Below are 18,320 nucleotides of genomic sequence, written 5' to 3'. Positions count from 1 at the left end.
ACCAAGCAATTTGTATTGGGGGACCCAGAATATGCGTAAATTTGCTTCTATCGCTGCAGCCATTGCAATGGCCGCAATCCCAGCGGCTGCGTCGGCTGATGGCCACGAGGAAGGACCGACGATCCGCGAGAATGTCGATTACCTCGACATCATCATGATCGACCTCAAGCCGGGAAAGCGTGGTCGCGCCGAGGAAATCATTGACGACTACTTCAGCAAAGCTTCGAAAGCGGCAGGCACTCCAGAGCCTTATCTGGTCCACTTGCAGACGGGATCTTGGGACTTTCTTGTGGCATGGGACATGGCAGACGGCCCAGCTGAACTGACTTACACTAATAATCCCGACGGAGCGAAATGGTTCGCAGCACTAACCGAGCTTGCAGGCGGTGAGGAAGAGGCTCAAGCGCTTTGGGACGAGTATCAATCATTGATCGCACGCTCGACCAGAATGATCGGGCATCACCACAACGACTAAGAATGTTTTGAGCCTATTAGGCCTGACGCGCCGCCTCGGTCTGGCCGGGGCGGCGTTGCCTTTTCAGGATGAAGAGCGTCGTCAGTAACCAAGCTTCGGATCGAAGATTGGCGCGACAGGCTCGCCCTTCAGATATTTGTCGAGGTTATTGAGGAAACGATCCGCGCTGCGCATGAACATCTTGTCCTGCGCGCGGCCGGACAGGTGCATGGTGATATGCGCATTGTCGAGCGCCCAAAGCGGATGATCGGCGGGCAGCGGCTCTGGCGTCGTGACGTCAAGGAACGCTCCGCCGATTTTCTTGGCCGTTAGCGCATCGACCAAGGCGGGCTGATCGATCACGGCGCCGCGTGCGATGTTCACTACCACCGCGTCCGACTTCATCGCCGCCAACTCTTCAGCACCGATCATGCCGTCAGTTTCAGGCGTTGCGGGCACAGCTAGGATAACCCAATCGAATTCGCCGAGCTTGTCGCGCCACTGGTCCGGCGTCAGCACGCCTTCTCCGCTTGAGCGGCGCACGACTGTCACATCGACATCAAAACCTTCGAGCCGCGGCTTGATCAGCTTGCCGATCGCGCCATAGCCCAGCAGCAGCGCTTTTGATCCTGCCAGCTCGCGCTTGCCAGGGCTGTCCTGCAGCCACTCGCGCTTTTCCTGCGCGCGCACAACATCGCGATATCCCTTGGCGATGTTGAGCATCCCCATCACGACATATTCGGCGATGGTCAGCGCGTTGATTCCTGCGCCGTTGGTAACAGTGATCCCGCGCTCGATCAGCACATCCATCGGCAGGAAGTCCAATCCCGCGTAGATCGAATTGAGCCATTTGAGACTGGTCGCCGCGCGCAGCGTTTCCGCCATCGCGTCTTGCTCATACATGTCGAACCAGCCGATCTCGGCCTCGGGCACGGCGGCGAGAGCCTCTTCCTTGGTCATGAACCAGCGGACGTCGAGCCCCTCTGGCAAACGCGGTTCGAGCAGCGGGCGGATCAGGCCGGATAATGCGAGAATGGTCATGCCGCGCTTGTTAAATCGGCAGTTGCGCGAACGCTACCCCCACAATGGATGGCAGCCTCAATTAAGCTTCCACTCCCAACCGAGCGGATCGCCATCCATCACCTCGACGCCCGTGGCTGCGAGTTCATCGCGGATGGCATCGCTGGTGGCGAAGTCTGTCTCTGCACGCGCCGCCTTGCGGCGTGAAAGTGCGTCTTCGATCTCTGCCTCGGTGAACTGCGCATCCTTGGGCCGGATGCGCAAGTCGGTGCGAGTGAGCTTTAAGAGTTCCAAGCCAAGAACAGCATCCATGTGCTCCACGACAGCGCGCTTGATCCCTGCATCAACCTTTTTGACCGCCAATGCATCTTCGAGCGCGGTCAACGCGATCGGCGTATTAAGATCGTCGGATATCGCCTCTTCGAATTTCGCAAGAAATGGGGCGAATTTGGGGTGCTCAGTCATTGGTTGGGATGGCGCATCTGACAGCCGCTCGACCGCCATCACGATCCGTTTCAATCGCGTCAGCGCCGCTTGCAGCCCTTCCCAGCTGAACTCCAATTCGCTGCGGTAATGCGCCTGCAGGCACATCATGCGGTAAGCGAGCGGGCTATAGCCCTTGTCGATCACTAATTGCAGGCGCAGAAATTCGCCTGCGCTCTTGCTCATCTTGCCGCTACGCTCGACCAGGAAGTTGTTGTGCATCCAGATCTTCGCGCCGCTGTTCGTGGCTTCTGACAAGCCTCCGCAACCGCAAAACGCCTGGTTCTGCGCGATTTCATTGGGGTGGTGGATCTCGCGGTGGTCGATCCCGCCGGTGTGAATGTCGAACGGGAAGCCGAGCAGCTTCTCGCCCATGACCGAGCATTCCAAATGCCAGCCGGGCGCGCCCTTGCCCCACGGCGAATCCCATTCCATCTGGCGCTTTTCGCCCGCCGGAGTCTTGCGCCAGATCGCAAAGTCCTGAGGGTTGCGCTTGCCGTCGACCGTATCGATCCGGCCCTCTCCATCCTCGGTAACAGCCCGCGCTAGGCGTCCGTAATCTTCGATGGTCGAGACATCGAAATAGAGCCCGCTATCGAGTTCATAGCAGTGCTTTTCCGCAATGCTCCTTGCGAATTCCAGCATCTCTTCGATGTAATCCGTCGCAATCGACCACTTCGCAGGCTGGCGGATATTGAGCGCTTTCACATCCTCCCAATAAGCCTCGGTATAGTGCTTCGCGATGTCCCAGATGGACTGCGCCTTCTCAGCCGCCATCTGTTCCATCTTGTCTTCGCCCGCATCGGCATCATCGGTGAGGTGGCCAACGTCGGTGATGTTGATGATGTGGGTGAGTTTATAGCCCTTCCAGCTCAGCGTGCGGCCCAACACGTCTGCAAAGACATAGGCGCGCATGTTGCCGATATGCGGATAGTTATAAACCGTCGGCCCACAGGTATAGACGCGCGCCTCGCCTTCATGGACAGGCTGGAATACCTCCAGCTGGCGGGTCAGGCTGTTGAACAGCTTTAGAGGCGGCGTATCACTCATCGCATGCGCCTTTGCCCAGCCGCCGCGCGCGGGTCAACCAATCAGAAGCCGAGAAACTTCACCTGCTCGTCCAGCGGCACACGTTCACGCTCAAAATTGTTTACCGGCGCGTCGGGGTCGCGATAGCCGATCGCCATCCCGCAAAACAGCATGTAGCGATCATGATCCAGGCCGAGGAAGTCGCGGATCACATTCGCATAGAGCGCCATGAATTCCTGATAGCAGCTGTCGAGCCCTTCCTCGCGCAGCAGCAGCGCCACGGTTTGCAGCCACATGCCCGTGTCTGACCATTGCGCCTCCTTCATCAGGCGCGGGAAATAGATAAACATGACTGCAGGCGCATCGAACGACGTGACATTGCGCATCATCGCCTTAGTCCGTCCTTCAGTGTCGTCGCGGGCGATATTCATTGCGCCGAACATCTCGCGTGAAACCGCATCAAGGCGCGACTTGTATGCTTCTTCCTGTCCCGGTGCAGTCCAGTCATATTCGGCCTGCTGCATGGGGGAGGATGACAGCTTTGCGCGCAATTCTTTCAGCGGTTCGCCTGTTACAATGGTCGCTTCCCACGGCTGATAGTTGCAGCCCGACGCGGCCCAGCGCGCCGTGTCCATCACGCGGCGGATCGTTTCGAGATCAACCGGCTTGTCGAGGAATTCGCGCACACTGCGACGGGATTTAACTGCTTCGGTTACGTTCATCTGCGTCCCTTCTCATCCTCAAACAGCTCCGCAAGCTGCTCGATTATTGTGCCGCCGAGCTGCTCGACGTCCATTATCGTCACCGCGCGGCGGTAATAACGTGTAACATCATGCCCGATGCCGATCGCAACCAGTTGTACAGGTGAGACCCTCTCGATCCAGTCGATCACCTTGCGTAAATGCGCCTCAAGATAACCAGCACTGTTCACGCTGAGCGTTGAATCATCCACCGGCGCACCGTCCGAAATCACCATCAGGATGCGGCGATCTTCCTTGCGGCCGATCAGGCGGTTATGCGCCCACATCAGAGCCTCGCCGTCGATATTCTCCTTCAAAAGGCCTTCGCGCATCATCAGGCCGAGATTGCGGCGCGCGCGCCGCCATGGCTCGTCGGCCTTCTTGTAGATGATGTGCCGCAGATCGTTGAGGCGCCCCGGGTTTTGCGGCTTGCCATCTGCCAGCCATTGCTCGCGGCTTTGCCCGCCTTTCCATGCGCGGGTGGTGAAGCCGAGGATCTCCGTCTTGACCCCACTGCGCTCCAGCGTACGCGCGAGGATATCCGCGCTGATCGCAGCGATGCTGATTGGCCGACCGCGCATCGAACCCGAGTTATCGATTAGCAAGGTCACAATGGTGTCCTTGAATTCGATATCCTTCTCGGTCTTGTAGGCCATCGACGTGCCGGGCGAGACCACGACACGGGCAAGCCGCGAAGCATCGATCACCCCGTCTTCCTGATCGAATTCCCAGCTGCGATTCTGCTGCGCCATCAGGCGGCGCTGGAGCCGGTTCGCCAGCCGCGTGACCACACCTTGCAGCCCGGTAAGCTGGCTGTCGAGATAAGCGCGAAGCCGGTCGAGCTCTTCCGCATCGCACAGTTCGTCGGCCGGAATTTCCTCGTCATAGGCCTCGGTATAGGCGTGGTAGTCGAGATCCATCGGAAGCTCGCCTTGCGGCCGGTTGGGGCGGACAGGCATCATGCCTTCATCGCCCTCTTCGCCGGGCTCACCATCCTGCATCTCTGACTCGGACGACATCTCGCTTTCGCCTTCGCCGTCGGAATCGCCTTCGCTCATCTCCCCGGCCATTTCGGCGGATTGCTGGCCGCTTTCGCCCTGATCCTGGTCGCCCTCGTCCTGATCTGTTTCGTCCTGACCGTCTTCCTCGTCGTCGCCTTGATCGTTGTCGGCTTCGTCAGGGGAATCGCTCGGCTGGGTCAGGTCGAGCTGCTGCAACATGTCGAGGCTCAGCGACTGGAACGCTTCCTGATCTTCCAGCGATCCCAGCAGGTCTTCAAGATTGTCGCCCACGCGCTCTTCGATAAACTCGCGCACCAACTCCACCCCGCGCTGTGCAGCCTCTGGCACAGCTTCTCCGGTCAGCTTCTCTCGCAGCATTAGACCTAGCGCGGTCTGCAGCGGCACATCCTCGCGCGTTTGGGCGCGCGCAATCGGATCGGACAGAACACGCATCTCGGTCGCGCTTTCGAGATTGGCCTTGATGCCGCCAAAATTGTTCGCACCCAGCGCTTCGTATCGAACACGCTCAAACTCATCATAACACGCGCGCGCGGTTGCCTCCGGCGGCGCGTTCTTGCTGTGCAGGTCGGTATCGTGATGGCGCAGCTTCAGCGCAAAACTGTCTGCAAAGCCCCGGGCTTCTGCAACCTGTTCTGGTGGCAGATCGCGGCCCGGCAAAGGTACGCGGAAATTCTTGCCGCTGGCAGATGGCGCGTCTGCGCTCCAGGCAACTTCCACCTCTGCTTCCCGCGCAATAGCGCGGCTGGCGCCGGTCAGCGCTGCCTTGAACTTATCGAGAGGTGTTTCTTCCGCCAAAGACGGCTCCGAACATTAAACTATTGATTGCCCGGTGGCTTGCCAGTCCTTCAGGAAGCCTTCAATCCCTTTATCTGTCAGGACGTGATTAAACAGCGATTTGATCACCTTGGGCGGCGCGGTCATAACGTCGGCCCCGATCTTCGCGCTTTGGAGCACATGGGTAACATGGCGCACACTGGCGACCAGGATTTCTGTGCCGAAATCGTAATTATCATAGATCAACCGGATATCTTCGATCAGCTCCATACCGTCAAAGCCGTTGTCATCGTGGCGGCCGACAAAGGGGCTGATGAAGGTCGCCCCGGCTTTCGCCGCGAGCAGCGCCTGATTGGCGCTGAAGCACAGCGTCACATTCACCATAGTACCATCTTCGGTCAGCGCCTTGCAGGTCTTCAGCCCGTCAATCGTCAGCGGAACCTTGATGCAGACATTGTCCGCGATTTTGCGCAGGACTTCGGCCTCTTTCATCATCGTTTCGTGATCAAGTGCGACAACCTCCGCGCTGACCGGGCCGTCTGTGATGCCGCAAATTTCCTTGGTCACTTCCATGAAATCGCGGCCCGACTTGGCAATCAGCGAAGGGTTGGTCGTCACCCCATCGAGCAAACCGGTAGCGGCCAGTTCCTTGATGTCGTCAATTTCGGCTGTGTCGGCAAAGAATTTCATGATTGTCCCCGGCATTTGAGCGATTCGTGTTGGTTGACCTACGCATACCAGTCTTTGCCGTACGGACCACACCACACAACGCGCAAATTGTGGGTGGCAAGATGCTGGCGGTGCTTGTGATCAAGCCACGCGACACCCCATATTGGCTCTGGTCATGAATCGCATCCGCCTTTTAGTCTTCAATCGCGCGCTCGAAGTGCTCGACTATCGTGTGCCAGACGGCATGCAAGTTGACCTGGGGTCAATCGTCGTCGCGCCGCTAGGACCGCGCCAGATCACCGGGATCGTTTGGGAACCCGAACGACTGCCGGGTCAGGAAGTGGCTGCGGAAAAGCTGCGCCCGATACTGGAGGTGCTGTCTGTTCCCCCGCTGTCCGCGCCCTTGAGGCGGCTGATCGAATGGACAGCGGACTACTATTGCGCATCTCCAAGCTCAGTCGCACGCATGGTGATCTCAAGCGGCGGCGCATTGAGCGGCCCGACCACAATGACCGAATACCGGCTGTCTGGCGGCATGCCCGAACGAATGACGCCGCAGCGCGAACAAGCAATTGAGGCATTGCAGGGCGAGCAAGCGACGATCCGCGAGCTTGCCGGCATCGCTGGTGTGTCCGAGGGCGTCCTGCGCGGGCTGGTCGGGCAAGGCGTTATCGAGCCGGTCTCTGTCGCAATTGACCGGCCTTTCCCGCCTGCTGACCCGGACTTTTCCGTACCTGAATTGTCGGCCGATCAGCGCGAGGTCGCAGACCGGCTGGTGCAAGCCGTGAAGGCCGAAGAGTTTGCGCCTTTCCTGCTCGATGGAGTGACCGGATCAGGAAAAACCGAAACCTACTTCGAGCCTGTCGCCGCCGCCATTCGCAGGGGCAAGCAGGTGTTGGTCCTGCTGCCTGAGATCGCGCTGACAGAAAATTTTCTGAACCGTTTCGAGCAGCGCTTCGATGCAGCGCCGGTGCAATGGCATTCCTCGCTTAAGTCGACCGAACGCCGCCGTGCGTGGCGCGCCATCAGCGAGGGTACAGCACAAGTCGTGGTAGGGGCGCGATCCGCGCTATTCCTGCCTTATGCGAACCTTGGTTTGATTATCGTCGACGAAGCGCATGAAGTCAGCTTCAAGCAAGATGACGGCGTGCGATATAACGCGCGCGATGTCTCTGTGATGCGCGCGCGGTTTGAAGGCTTTCCGGTGGTGCTGGCCAGCGCTACCCCGGCACTCGAAAGCCTGCAAATGGCCGAAAGCGGGATTTACGAGAAACTCGATCTGCCCAGTCGTTTTGGCGGGGCCCAGCTGCCACATATCGACACGATTGACCTGACAGAAGAGCCGCCTGAAAGGCAACGCTGGCTCGCGCCGCGCCTCGTCGCTGCATTGGAAGATCGATTGGCCAAGAATGAGCAATCGCTGCTGTTCCTGAACCGCCGTGGCTATGCCCCGCTGACCCTGTGTCGGAATTGCGGGTTTCGTTTCCAATGTACCAGTTGTAGTGCGTGGCTGGTCGAGCACCGTCTGTCTCAGCGGCTGGCGTGCCATCATTGCGGACATGAGGAAACGCCGCCCGCGACGTGTCCCGAATGCGGCGAGCCCGATTGCTTGGTTGCGTGCGGACCGGGTGTCGAGCGAATTGCGGACGAAGTGCGCGAACTCTTCCCGGAAGCGCGGATCGCAGTCGCGACTTCGGACACGCTCAATTCGCCTGAAAAGGCAGCCGAATTCATCGCCGCCGCAGAGACTGGCGCGGTCGATATCATCATCGGCACTCAGCTGGTCACGAAAGGTTTTCACTTCCCCGAATTGACGCTCGTAGGCGTGGTCGACGCGGATTTGGGCCTCGAAGGGGGGGATTTACGCGCGGGCGAGCGCACCTATCAGCAAGTATCTCAGGCCGCCGGGCGAGCGGGGCGCGGCGCGAAGCCGGGCGAAGTCCTGATCCAGACGCGCCATGTCGAAGCGCCAGTGATCGCGGCCTTGGCAGAGGGTAATCGTGACGCATTCTATGAGGCCGAGACAGAAGCGCGGCGCTATGTCGGTGCGCCACCGTTCGGGCGCTGGGCGGCGATCATTATTTCGTCAGAGGACGATGCGGAGGCCCGGCAAGCAGCCAACCGGCTGGGCGACATTCGCCCAAATGTTGAGGATGTCGCAATCCTCGGGCCCGCCCCTGCCCCACTTGCGATGCTGCGCGGGCGATACCGTTATCGCTTCCTAGTCAACGCGCGGCGCAGCGCGAACCTGCAAAAGGTCATCACGGAGTGGATCGCCGCGCAGGATTTTCCGCCCGGCGTGCGCATTGGTATCGATATTGACCCCTATAGTTTCGTTTGAGGCACCAAACTTGCCCTCGCTCATTGGTGAAGCATGCCCAATGACCGCGCCGGCCCTATCCTAGTCCCCCTTCTTGGCGATCAGCTGACGCGTGATCTGGCTAGTCTGCGCGGGCGGGCGAAGGACAAAACCGTTATCCTGATGGTGGAAGTTCGGGACGAGGCTACCTACGTCAAACATCACAAGCAAAAGATCGCGTTGATATTCTCCGCAATGCGCCATTTCGCCGCCGAGCTTAGCGACGACGGTTGGACGGTGGACTACGTCAAACTGACGGACCAAGAAAACTCAAGCAGCTTCACCGGGGAAGTTGCGCGCGCCGTGGAGCGTCACGAACCGCGCGCAATCCATGTTGTCGAAGCGAGCGAATGGCGTGTGCGCCAAATGCAGGACGAATGGCCCGACAAGTTTGCCTGTGAAGTCGAAGTTCTGCCCGACGACCGTTTCCTTTGCTCGCATGCCGAATTCGAAGAATGGGCCGAGGGCCGCAAGCATCTGACGATGGAGTACTTCTATCGCGAGATGCGCAGGAAAACCGGGCTTTTGATGCGCGGTGACGGCAAACCTGTCGGCGGCGAATGGAACCTCGACAAGGAAAACCGTGAGCCTCCCAAAGATGGGATGGACCCGCCCGAGCGGCCGAAATTCGAGCCCGACGATATCACCCGCGAAGTGATCGAATTGGTCGAAAGCCGGTTCGGCGATCACTTTGGATCGCTAGAGCGTTTCGAATGGCCAGTTACGCGCGCGCAGGCCGAAGAAGCCGCCGATGCCTTCTTCGCTGACCGGATCGAGAAGTTCGGCCCCTATCAGGACGCGATAGTGCACGGCTCTGATGACCTCTACCATTCGATGCTGTCGACCAGCATCAATTTGGGCCTGCTCGATCCGCTGGAACTGTGCCGGCGTGCACAGCAGGCATACGAAGACGGCAAAGCGCCACTCAATTCAGTCGAAGGATTCATCCGCCAAATCATCGGCTGGCGCGAGTATATTCGCGGGTTCTACTGGCATTTTATGCCGAAACTCGAGACCGCGAATGAGCTGGGTGCGAACCGCCCGCTGCCCGAGTTCTACTGGACTGGCGAAACGGACATGCGCTGCATGGCGGATTGCATTCGCTCCACTCATCAGAACGCGCACGCACACCATATTCAGCGATTGATGGTGCTCGGAAATTTCGCTCTGCTGGCAGGCATCAAGCCCCGCGATGTGCAGGACTGGTATCTCGCCGTCTATGCCGATGCCTATGACTGGGTCGAGATGCCCAATGTGGTCGGCATGATCCTGTATGCGGACGGCGGTAAGCTCGCGACAAAGCCCTATGCGGCGAGCGGAAACTACATCAACAAGATGTCCGATTACTGCAAGGAATGCCGCTATTCGATGTCGAAGAAGACCGGCGACGGCGCCTGCCCCTTCAACCCGCTCTATTGGCATTTCATTGACCGCAATCGCGACCGGCTCGAAAGCAACCACCGCATCGGGCGGATCTATTCAACCTGGGATCGGATGGGCGAGGAAAAACAGCGCGAATATCTTGATAGCGCAGAGATTTTTCTCGACTCTCTGCAGCCCGCCAGCAAAGGCTGGGCGCGAAACGAAGATTAAGGGAGCCATCACGACATGCTGACCGTCCACCACCTGCGAATTTCGCAATCCGAACGCATCGTCTGGCTGTGTGAGGAGCTGGGGCTCGAATATGATCTGAAGCTCTATAACCGTGATCCGGAGACACGGCTCGCTCCGCCGGAGCTGAAGGCGATCCATCCGATGGAAATCGCCCCGGTTATCGAGGATGGTGACCTTGTGCTGGGCGAAAGCGGCGCGATCGTGGAGTATATTGTCGGGAAATATGCGCCGGACACTGATCTGGTGCCCGGCCCCGACCATCCGGACTTCGCCGATCACCTTTATTGGTTCCACTTTGCCAATGCGACATTCATGACCAACGGCATGATGCAGATCGCGGTTGGCGCTGTTGGCGCGGAAATGCCGCCGCCGCTGGCCAAACGCGTGACCAATGCATGGGCACAGATCGAGCATCGACTTGGCGAGGCCGACTATTTAGGCGGCTCATCCCTGACCACGGCAGACATCATGATGGTGTTCCAGCTAACCACCAGCCGCGCGTTCAACGGGATGAGCATCGACGACAAGCCCAACCTGAAGGCCTATCTACAGCGGATCGGCGCACGCGACGCGTATCAGCGCGCTATGGCCAAATGTGAGCCCGGGATGCCGCCGAAGCTGGATTAACCAAGCCCTCCTTGATTTGCACTCACGCAGGCTGAGGCGTATCGGTCAGTTGGGGTCGTGCAAACGAATTGGGAGGCTAACCATGAGAATTTTGACGACCGCGCTCACCGTGACGGCATTGAGCGCGTTGGCCGCATGCGGGGGTGCCAATGACACAGAGGCTCCCGCCGACGAAGCAACTGCCTTGGAAGGCGATGACGCTTCAATTGCGAGTGCTCTTTCCGCCGGGCCAAGCGACGTGACCGATGGTGCGACGATCCTCGACGCAGAGGGTAATGTTTTACGCGAAGGCACAAACGGCTGGACATGTATTGCAGAGACGCCCGGCATGGGCCCGATGTGCAATGATGCAGTCTGGATGGAAGCACTGGGAGCAATGCAGTCAGGCGGAGAATTTCCGACTGGCAAGATGGGCATCTCTTACATGCTGGCGGGCGAAGGCGATGCTCCAGGCGTGAGCAATCTGGACCCGGCTGCAACCGAGCCGACCGAGGACAATATGTGGATCAAGGACGGACCGCATTTGATGCTGATCCTGCCCGATCCGGCCTCTTATGCGGGTATGTCCAGCGAAATTGCCGATCCGGTCTATGTCATGTGGAAAGACACACCCTTTGCCCACGTCATGGTTAGGCTGGCTGACGCGGAATAGCGCGCAGAAAGAACGGCGAGACTCCCGTCGACTCCGAACCGTACGAAGGCGCGGGCTTATAGAGCGCCCTCGTATAGCTTGAGCAATGCAGCCCAGGCGCGTTCCGCTTCTGCTTCGGCATAGGCGGGGCTATCGGGCACACACCAGCCGTGATCACCGGCAAAGACTTCAACCGTTGCATCCCGGCCGACGGCTGCAGCTGCCTTGCGCAGCGTGTTTTTTTCGTCCGGCGCTTCAGTATCGTCATCCTGCGCAATCGCGACAAGCAGGCTGGCGTCCATCTGGCCAAACAGTCTGTGCGGGCTCTTCGGGTTGTCCTCCCGCACCAGCCCGCCGCCGTGAAAACTGGCGGCAGCCTTTATGCGAGACGGGACAGCAGCGGCGCTCCACATTGTGAAGGGGCCGCCCATGCAATAGCCCTGCGTTCCAATGCCGCGTTCGCTATCGACTTCCGCACGGCTGTCGAGAAAAGCCACGGCAGCGGTTGCATCGCGCATGATTGCATCTGCGTCCAGCTTGCCGCGCATTTCACGGGCGCGTCCCCAGCCACCATTCCCCGCGAAGTCGGCGAAATCCTGCCAAATAGGGGCAGGCGTGTCGCGGTAATACTGGTTCACCACCAACGCTGTGTATCCGCGGTCAGCCAACCGCCGGGCCATAGCCTTCTTGCTATCTCTAAGGCCTGCGATATCCGGCCAGATAATCACCGCAGGCGCAGGGCCAGACGTGGGCGCAACAAACCAGCCATCCATTGTGCCGTCATCGGTCGCGAAGCTGACCTCCTGCTCGGTCCACGCGGGAAATCCCGGCGAAGAAACCGTCTCGACCTGATCTTGAGCCATCCCATCACTCGGAGCGCAGGCTGCGGCCACCGCAGTGGCGCCAAGCACACCAAACTCGCGTCGCGTCAGCCCTTCGCGAGCCCAGCGGGTGATCTTTTCTTCATCGCACATAATCCTGGCTCCGTTGTTTCAAAAAACTCTCTTACATCGCCAACGGAGCAAACCGCCAAAAGGTTTCAATCATTGCACTCACGCTTCAGCAGTTCGGCCTTTATTTCGGGTCCATAGGCATAGCCGCCCACGCCGCCTGATGCCGGAACAACGCGGTGACACGGGATCAGCACGGCAATATTGTTGGCGCCGTTTGCGCTGCCGACCGCGCGGCTCGCCTTGGGATTGCCCAGCATTGCTGCCTGCTCGCCATAACTACGCGTTTCGCCAGCCGGTATCTGGCGCAATGCTTGCCAGCAACGTTGCTGGAACGCCGTGCCTTTCACATCCAAAGGAATGTGCGAATTGTCGAGCGACGGGTCCTCCACGGCAGCGGCTACTTGTTCAAACAGTTCGCGAAATGCCGGGCTGCCTTGGGCGAGTTCCGCGTTAGGAAAACGCGCGCGCAACTCGTCCTCACCTTCGTTGAATGAAAGGCAGCACACTCCCCTATCGGTTGCGGCAACAAGCATCGGCGCAATCGAAGTCTCAATAATAGACCAATGGATCACACGCCCAGCGCCGCCGTTCTTCCAGTCGCTGGCTGTCATGCCCATCTTGCCTTCCACTCCGTCATAAAATCGGCTGGGCGATTCATACCCCGCATCATAGATTGCATCGCTCACCCTAGCTGCGCCCTTCAGCGCATCCTTCGCCCGTTCTTCGCGAAGCGCACGTGCATAGGCTGCCGGCGAAAGACCGGTGGCGCGCTTGAACACCCGTTGGAAATGGGTTGGCGAGTAGTCGGTAATGGCTGCGAGCTCATCCAGCGTTGGCCTGCCTTCCGCAGCCTTGATCTCTTCAATCGCGGCCAGAACAGCTGCTTCATCGCGGCCTACATCGTCAGGCATGCACCGCTTGCATGCGCGCAGACCTGCCTCCCTCGCCTCCGCACCGGTCGCAAAGAAGCGCACGTTCTTGCGATCCGGGTGGCGCGCCGCACAGCTGGGCCGGCAATAGATGCCGGTTGTCAGTACGCCGGTAACAAAGCGGCCATCATAGCTACGGTCACGCCGCTTCACGGCGGACCATGCGGTTTCGCTAGGGATCAGTTCATCGCTCATGTTCAGTTTATTAGGGTAATGCGCCACTCACTGCATCCCGAAGCTTGCGATCAAAGCGACACCGCGTCAAATAGCTTCGCCATGGGTCGGATAATCACTCTTTTTGCCACACTTTTGGCACTTGTCACGCCGCATGCCGCTTTGGCCGATAGTGCTGACATTGATGCGGCGGCACGCGGCGTTGTGCGCGTAGTAATCGTCGGCAGCGATGGTCGGGAAGTTTATCCGGTCAGCCACGGCTCGGGATTTGCAGTCTCTCCTACGCAAATAGTGACCAATGCGCATGTGATCCGCGAAGCTCTGCAGGATGACACATTGCGCATCGGCGTGGTCCCTTCAGAGGGCGACGAAGCTGCCTACGCACGCGCCGTTTCCGTCAGTCCGCGCAACGATTTGGCGCTGATCGAGATAATTGACAACGCCATGCGCCTGCCACCGCTAACGATTTCCGGCAGTCTGGTGGGCGATATGGGTGAAGTCTCTGCTGTCGGCTATCCGATGAATGTTGATCGTGCGCAGGGACTGGATATTGGCGATATCTTCCGCGCTCAGCCGCCGGTCAAGAGCCGCGGGTTTCTATCTGGCGCGCGGCCCAGCCGTCAGTTCGATACGATCTTGCACACCGCACCCATTGCGCGCGGTAATTCTGGCGGGCCATTGCTAGATGGCTGCGGGCGGGTCATGGGCGTAAACAGCTTCGGCGCGGACTCCGATGGATCCGATGCCGAGTTCTATTTCGCAGTATCGATCCGTGAACTGCTGCCGTTCCTTCGCGAAAACGATATCGAACCGAGCGTCAACGCGCTGCCGTGTCGCAGCATCGATGAGGTCGAAGCATCCGAGCGAGCACGTATCGAACAGCAACGCGCGGAGGCGCGGGAACGTATTGAGGCGCGCGAAGCCGAACTGCGCGATCGCCGCAACCGCGCACAATTGGAAGCGCAGCTTTCCGTTCAAAGCGAGCGTGAGAATGCGATGGCAGCGGCTCTGATCTTACTGATGATTGCCATTGCGGCAGGCTATGTCGCGGTCAATTCGCGCGGCAAGGAAGGCATGGAGCGACGTTTTGTTTTCGCTGCAGCGATAGCAGGTGTTTCGCTGCTGGGCGCGATTATTCTGTGGATCAGCCGCCCGGGTATCGACGAGATTGATCGCCGGGTGGAGACTGCGCTCAATCAAGGCGGTGATGGTGATGCTCCGCAGACTGCATCCAATGCGCGCGAAGGCACGATGATTTGCACTTTGGTCCCAGAGCGCAGTCGAGTAACTGGCGCGCGCACCGATGATGTTGAATTTGACTGGGCCGCTGATGGATGCGTCAACACGCGCACGCAATATGGCCTCAACGCCGGCGAATGGACCCGCGTGCTTGTTCCAGACGACGAAGAAGTCGTGTCGGTCAATCGCTATGACCCCGACACACGTACATTCCTGAGCGAGCGCTATCTGCTCGGCCGCAATGATATGGCGCAGGCCCGCGATGTCCGTGCGCAGTATGAAGCACCAACCTGCAGTATCAGCGATGCAGCAAATGTGCTGGGAGAGCAGCAGCAAAGCGTGATCTCACTGCTGCCAAACCGCCCGAACGAGCGGCTGGTCTATAGCTGCGCCCCGCGAGAGAACGCGCCCGTGGCACCATTAAGTACTCAGGATCAGCCTTAGCTGGCCTGATCAAGCGAAGGGCTAAGCCGCCAAAGCTTCTCCGCTAAGCGTGATACGGTGCATCTCACGGCGATAACCCTGATAGTCATTGATTGCATTGTGCCAGGTTGTGCGATTGTCCCAGATCGCAATCGTTCCTGGCTTCCATTGCAAGCGGCACTGATTGTCGCCTGTCAGCGCAGCGGCGTAGAGCTTTTCCAGCAACGGCAAGCTTTCCTCACGCGTCTGTCCGACAAAGTGGATCGTGAAAGCGCTGTTCACATATAGCAATCTGCGCCCTGTATGAGGATGTCGGATTACCACCGGGTGGACCGCACCGGTCTTCAAATCCTGTCCGCGCAAATTCTTGCCCATATCGGTCTGCGCATAAAGACCATCGGCCTTATATACGTGGTCTGCCGTGTGGAACGCTTCCAGGCCTTCGATTTCCGCTTTCAGATCATCGGGCAGCGCATCATAGGCCGCACCCATGTGCGCCCACTCGGTATCGCCGCCACTCGGGGGCAGCTCACGGGCGACCAGTACCGAGCCCATCGCCGGGATCTGGTCATAGGAATGGTCAGTGTGCCACGCACCGCCAATATTGGTTTGCTCGTTCGCTTCTTTCTTGACGATGGCGATCTCGCCATACTCTTCCTGAAGCGGGAAATAATTGTTGATGTCGATTCCGCCCCAACGCTTACCGAAACGGATGTGATCCTCCGGGGTGAACTCCTGATCACGAAATACGGCAACACCGTGCTCATAAATGGCTTGCTTGATCGCATCCATTTCAGAATCGCTGCAATTTGCGAGTTCAACGCCCGTTATCTCGACCCCGCATTTGGGGGCCATAGGGGTCATTTTCATTTGTCCTCTCCCGGCCAATTAGGCGGCCTCTCGCATTGATTTTACCCAAGCTGCGAAATGAGTCCAGAGAATCCCCTGTAATCGGGTTGCATCACAGCATCCTCAGTGCTAGGCGCGCGCCAGCTTTGCCGGGGTGCCCCCAAACGTGCCCGGAACGGTTTAAGCGATGCATCGTTATTCTCGCAGATCCAAGAGGACATCCAGCGCGTGGATATTTCCGCCGGTATACAGGCCAGCCTAGCAGGGCGTTATGCTTCTGCACTGTTCGATCTCGCTTCTGAAGGCGGGACCGTGACGGCCGTCGAAACTGACCTTCAGAATCTGTCCGATGCGCTCGCCGAATCGGCTGAGTTGCAGGCAGTCACCACTAACCCTGAACTGAGCCGTTCGGCACAAGGCGGTGCGATTGCAGCTGTTGCTGACCATCTGGGTGTAAGTGAGCTGACAAAGAATTTTCTCGGTGTTCTTGCCGCTAATCGCCGACTGTCTTCGCTCGGCGATATGATCCGCGCGTTCCAGATGATCGCAGCGGCCCAACGCGGCGAAGTCACAGCAGATGTCACCAGCGCGCACGCTCTTAGCGATGAGCAGATCGCAGCGCTGAAAGATAAACTGACCGCTCGGCAGGGCCGGACAGTCAAGATTAACTCGAGTGTTGACCCGGATCTTCTGGGCGGCCTCGTCGTCACCATCGGATCACAGCGCATTGATGGCTCGATCCGCACCCGTTTGAATTCCCTCGCCCAGGCAATGAAGGCCTAAAGGACTAAAGACATGGAAATCCGCGCCGCAGAAATCTCCAAGGTCATCAAAGACCAGATCGCCAATTTCGGCACTGAAGCTGAAGTCAGTGAAGTGGGCTCTGTTCTCTCCGTTGGTGACGGCATCGCCCGTATCCACGGCCTCGACAAGGTTCAGGCCGGTGAGATGGTTGAATTTGCCAATGGCGTTCAGGGTATGGCTCTGAACCTTGAAGCTGACAACGTCGGCGTCGTCATCTTCGGCTCTGACGCCGAGATTAAAGAAGGCGACAGCGTCAAGCGTACCGGAACCATCGTGGACGTTCCGGTTGGCAAGGGTCTGTTGGGCCGCGTTGTTGACGCACTGGGCAACCCGATCGACGGCAAAGGCCCGATCGAAGCTGCAGAGCGCAAGCGTGTTGAAGTTAAGGCACCGGGCATCATCCCGCGCGAATCAGTGTCTGAGCCTGTGCAGTCGGGTCTGAAGGCCATCGACGCACTCGTACCGGTTGGCCGCGGCCAGCGCGAACTGATCATCGGTGACCGCCAGACCGGCAAAACCGCAGTCGCAATCGATACCTTCATCAACCAGAAGGAAGTCAACAAGAGCAAGGACGAGAGCAAGAAGCTCTACTGCGTCTACGTCGCTGTCGGCCAGAAGCGTTCGACGGTTGCTCAGATCGTCAAGCAGCTCGAAGAAAACGGCGCGATGGAGTATTCCATTGTTGTCGCCGCGACCGCTTCTGAGCCTGCGCCGCTTCAGTATCTCGCGCCTTACACCGGCTGCGCGATGGGTGAATTCTTCCGTGATAACGGCATGCACGCTGTGATCGTATATGACGACCTTTCGAAACAGGCTGTGGCTTATCGCCAGATGTCGCTGCTGCTGCGTCGTCCTCCGGGTCGCGAAGCTTATCCGGGTGACGTTTTCTATCTTCATAGCCGCCTGCTTGAGCGCGCTGCGAAGATGAACAAGGAAAACGGTCACGGTTCGCTGACCGCCTTGCCGATCATCGAAACACAGGCTGGTGACGTATCGGCCTATATTCCTACCAACGTGATCTCGATCACCGACGGTCAGATCTTCCTTGAAACCGACCTGTTCTTCCAGGGTATCCGCCCGGCGATTAACGTTGGTCTTTCGGTTAGCCGTGTTGGCGGCGCCGCGCAGACAAAGGCGATGAAGAAGGTTTCAGGTTCAATGAAGCTGGACCTGGCCCAATACCGCGAAATGGCGGCCTTTGCGCAGTTCGGTTCGGACTTGGATGCGTCGACACAGAAACTGCTCAACCGCGGTGCGCGCCTGACTGAGCTGCTTAAGCAACCCCAGTTCTCGCCGCTGCCGTTCGAAGAGCAAACCGTCTCGATCTTCGCTGGTACCAATGGCTTTATCGACTCTGTTCCGGTTGATCGCGTGACCGATTACGAAGAGCAGATGCTGGCATTCTTCCGTGCGGAACATGCAGACATCCTGAAGGATATCCGCGAGAGCACGAAGTTCGAAGACGATGTGAAGGACCGCACGGTCAAGGCACTTGAAGCCTTCGCCAAGCAGTTCGCCTGAGCCTTA

The 18,320-nt window shown here is 58.8% G+C and carries 16 protein-coding genes; 8 read left to right on the top strand and 8 right to left on the bottom strand.

The window, feature by feature from the left end; all coding sequences use genetic code 11:
- The first annotated feature begins 31 nt into the window (after nucleotides 1-31).
- A complete protein-coding gene (locus A6F69_RS05950) occupies nucleotides 32-475 on the top strand; it encodes a hypothetical protein (RefSeq protein WP_067598620.1) in 444 nt (147 codons plus the stop codon).
- An 81-nt stretch (nucleotides 476-556) separates the two neighbouring features.
- Here the strand turns inward: A6F69_RS05950 and A6F69_RS05945 are convergent, their stop codons facing one another.
- From A6F69_RS05945 to fsa, 5 genes are read right to left on the bottom strand one after another with little or no spacing between them, the layout of a single operon-like run.
- Entirely contained in the window at nucleotides 557-1,495 is a 939-nt protein-coding gene (locus A6F69_RS05945; protein ID WP_067598617.1) for a D-2-hydroxyacid dehydrogenase, read from the bottom strand.
- A gap of 57 nt (nucleotides 1,496-1,552) precedes the next feature.
- Entirely contained in the window at nucleotides 1,553-3,007 is a 1,455-nt protein-coding gene (gene cysS / locus A6F69_RS05940) for a cysteine--tRNA ligase (protein WP_067598614.1), read from the bottom strand.
- 41 nt (nucleotides 3,008-3,048) lie between these two features.
- On the bottom strand, nucleotides 3,049-3,708 hold the full coding sequence (locus A6F69_RS05935) for a nitroreductase (protein WP_067598611.1): 660 nt from the start codon (nucleotides 3,706-3,708) through the stop codon (nucleotides 3,049-3,051).
- The gene (cobT, locus tag A6F69_RS05930) at nucleotides 3,705-5,543 is read right to left on the bottom strand and encodes a cobaltochelatase subunit CobT (RefSeq protein ID WP_067598608.1); all 1,839 of its coding nucleotides are present in this window, start codon (nucleotides 5,541-5,543) and stop codon (nucleotides 3,705-3,707) included. The genes A6F69_RS05935 and cobT overlap by 4 nt, the downstream gene beginning before the upstream one ends.
- 15 nt (nucleotides 5,544-5,558) lie before the next feature.
- Nucleotides 5,559-6,212, bottom strand: coding sequence for a fructose-6-phosphate aldolase (fsa, locus tag A6F69_RS05925; protein ID WP_067598605.1), 654 nt, complete (start codon nucleotides 6,210-6,212; stop codon nucleotides 5,559-5,561).
- 154 nt (nucleotides 6,213-6,366) lie between these two features.
- Between fsa and A6F69_RS05920 the strand changes: the two genes are divergently transcribed.
- From A6F69_RS05920 to A6F69_RS05905, 4 genes are all read left to right on the top strand, one after another.
- The gene (locus A6F69_RS05920) at nucleotides 6,367-8,532 is read left to right on the top strand and encodes a primosomal protein N' (protein WP_067598602.1); all 2,166 of its coding nucleotides are present in this window, start codon (nucleotides 6,367-6,369) and stop codon (nucleotides 8,530-8,532) included.
- A gap of 33 nt (nucleotides 8,533-8,565) precedes the next feature.
- Nucleotides 8,566-10,143, top strand: coding sequence for a cryptochrome/photolyase family protein (locus tag A6F69_RS05915; RefSeq protein WP_067598599.1), 1,578 nt, complete (start codon nucleotides 8,566-8,568; stop codon nucleotides 10,141-10,143).
- Between the two features lie 15 nt (nucleotides 10,144-10,158).
- Entirely contained in the window at nucleotides 10,159-10,791 is a 633-nt protein-coding gene (locus A6F69_RS05910) for a glutathione S-transferase family protein (RefSeq protein ID WP_067598596.1), read from the top strand.
- Between the two features lie 82 nt (nucleotides 10,792-10,873).
- Nucleotides 10,874-11,443: a hypothetical protein gene (locus tag A6F69_RS05905; protein WP_067598593.1), complete on the top strand. Its 570-nt coding sequence runs from the start codon at nucleotides 10,874-10,876 to the stop codon at nucleotides 11,441-11,443.
- Nucleotides 11,444-11,499: 56 nt separating this feature from the next.
- Here A6F69_RS05905 and A6F69_RS05900 read toward each other — a convergent pair whose 3' ends face one another.
- Nucleotides 11,500-12,396: a dienelactone hydrolase family protein gene (locus A6F69_RS05900; RefSeq protein WP_067598590.1), complete on the bottom strand. Its 897-nt coding sequence runs from the start codon at nucleotides 12,394-12,396 to the stop codon at nucleotides 11,500-11,502.
- Between the two features lie 65 nt (nucleotides 12,397-12,461).
- On the bottom strand, nucleotides 12,462-13,499 hold the full coding sequence (locus A6F69_RS05895; protein ID WP_067598588.1) for a bifunctional transcriptional activator/DNA repair enzyme AdaA: 1,038 nt from the start codon (nucleotides 13,497-13,499) through the stop codon (nucleotides 12,462-12,464).
- 81 nt (nucleotides 13,500-13,580) lie between these two features.
- On the opposite strand from A6F69_RS05895, the gene A6F69_RS05890 reads away from it, so the two are divergent.
- Nucleotides 13,581-15,161 (top strand): S1C family serine protease, encoded by a 1,581-nt coding sequence (locus A6F69_RS05890; RefSeq protein ID WP_067598585.1) that lies wholly within the window; start codon nucleotides 13,581-13,583, stop codon nucleotides 15,159-15,161.
- Nucleotides 15,162-15,182: 21 nt separating this feature from the next.
- Here A6F69_RS05890 and A6F69_RS05885 read toward each other — a convergent pair whose 3' ends face one another.
- Nucleotides 15,183-16,010 (bottom strand): TauD/TfdA dioxygenase family protein, encoded by an 828-nt coding sequence (locus tag A6F69_RS05885; RefSeq protein ID WP_067598582.1) that lies wholly within the window; start codon nucleotides 16,008-16,010, stop codon nucleotides 15,183-15,185.
- Between the two features lie 207 nt (nucleotides 16,011-16,217).
- On the opposite strand from A6F69_RS05885, the gene A6F69_RS05880 reads away from it, so the two are divergent.
- Nucleotides 16,218-16,772, top strand: coding sequence for a F0F1 ATP synthase subunit delta (locus A6F69_RS05880; RefSeq protein ID WP_067598579.1), 555 nt, complete (start codon nucleotides 16,218-16,220; stop codon nucleotides 16,770-16,772).
- 12 nt (nucleotides 16,773-16,784) lie between these two features.
- On the top strand, nucleotides 16,785-18,314 hold the full coding sequence (gene atpA / locus A6F69_RS05875) for a F0F1 ATP synthase subunit alpha (RefSeq protein WP_067598576.1): 1,530 nt from the start codon (nucleotides 16,785-16,787) through the stop codon (nucleotides 18,312-18,314).
- Nucleotides 18,315-18,320 lie beyond the last annotated feature (6 nt).

The organism is Altererythrobacter ishigakiensis (assembly GCF_001663155.1).
Lineage (GTDB): Bacteria > Pseudomonadota > Alphaproteobacteria > Sphingomonadales > Sphingomonadaceae > Erythrobacter > Erythrobacter ishigakiensis.
Note: the sequence above shows the minus strand (reverse complement) of the source record. Positions and strands in the feature narration are given on the sequence as shown.

What these genes read in the sequence shown, in the direction of transcription:
- cysS (WP_067598614.1), bottom strand. Translation starts at nt 3,007, where the DNA reads ATGAGTGATACGCCGCCTCTAAAGCTGTTCAACAGCCTGACCCGCCAG.
- A6F69_RS05890 (WP_067598585.1), top strand. Translation starts at nt 13,581, where the DNA reads ATGGGTCGGATAATCACTCTTTTTGCCACACTTTTGGCACTTGTCACG.
- A6F69_RS05945 (WP_067598617.1), bottom strand. Translation starts at nt 1,495, where the DNA reads ATGACCATTCTCGCATTATCCGGCCTGATCCGCCCGCTGCTCGAACCG.
- A6F69_RS05905 (WP_067598593.1), top strand. Translation starts at nt 10,874, where the DNA reads ATGAGAATTTTGACGACCGCGCTCACCGTGACGGCATTGAGCGCGTTG.
- A6F69_RS05920 (WP_067598602.1), top strand. Translation starts at nt 6,367, where the DNA reads ATGAATCGCATCCGCCTTTTAGTCTTCAATCGCGCGCTCGAAGTGCTC.
- A6F69_RS05910 (WP_067598596.1), top strand. Translation starts at nt 10,159, where the DNA reads ATGCTGACCGTCCACCACCTGCGAATTTCGCAATCCGAACGCATCGTC.
- A6F69_RS05885 (WP_067598582.1), bottom strand. Translation starts at nt 16,010, where the DNA reads ATGAAAATGACCCCTATGGCCCCCAAATGCGGGGTCGAGATAACGGGC.
- A6F69_RS05900 (WP_067598590.1), bottom strand. Translation starts at nt 12,396, where the DNA reads ATGTGCGATGAAGAAAAGATCACCCGCTGGGCTCGCGAAGGGCTGACG.
- atpA (WP_067598576.1), top strand. Translation starts at nt 16,785, where the DNA reads ATGGAAATCCGCGCCGCAGAAATCTCCAAGGTCATCAAAGACCAGATC.
- A6F69_RS05895 (WP_067598588.1), bottom strand. Translation starts at nt 13,499, where the DNA reads ATGAGCGATGAACTGATCCCTAGCGAAACCGCATGGTCCGCCGTGAAG.
- A6F69_RS05915 (WP_067598599.1), top strand. Translation starts at nt 8,566, where the DNA reads ATGCCCAATGACCGCGCCGGCCCTATCCTAGTCCCCCTTCTTGGCGAT.
- A6F69_RS05935 (WP_067598611.1), bottom strand. Translation starts at nt 3,708, where the DNA reads ATGAACGTAACCGAAGCAGTTAAATCCCGTCGCAGTGTGCGCGAATTC.
- A6F69_RS05950 (WP_067598620.1), top strand. Translation starts at nt 32, where the DNA reads ATGCGTAAATTTGCTTCTATCGCTGCAGCCATTGCAATGGCCGCAATC.
- fsa (WP_067598605.1), bottom strand. Translation starts at nt 6,212, where the DNA reads ATGAAATTCTTTGCCGACACAGCCGAAATTGACGACATCAAGGAACTG.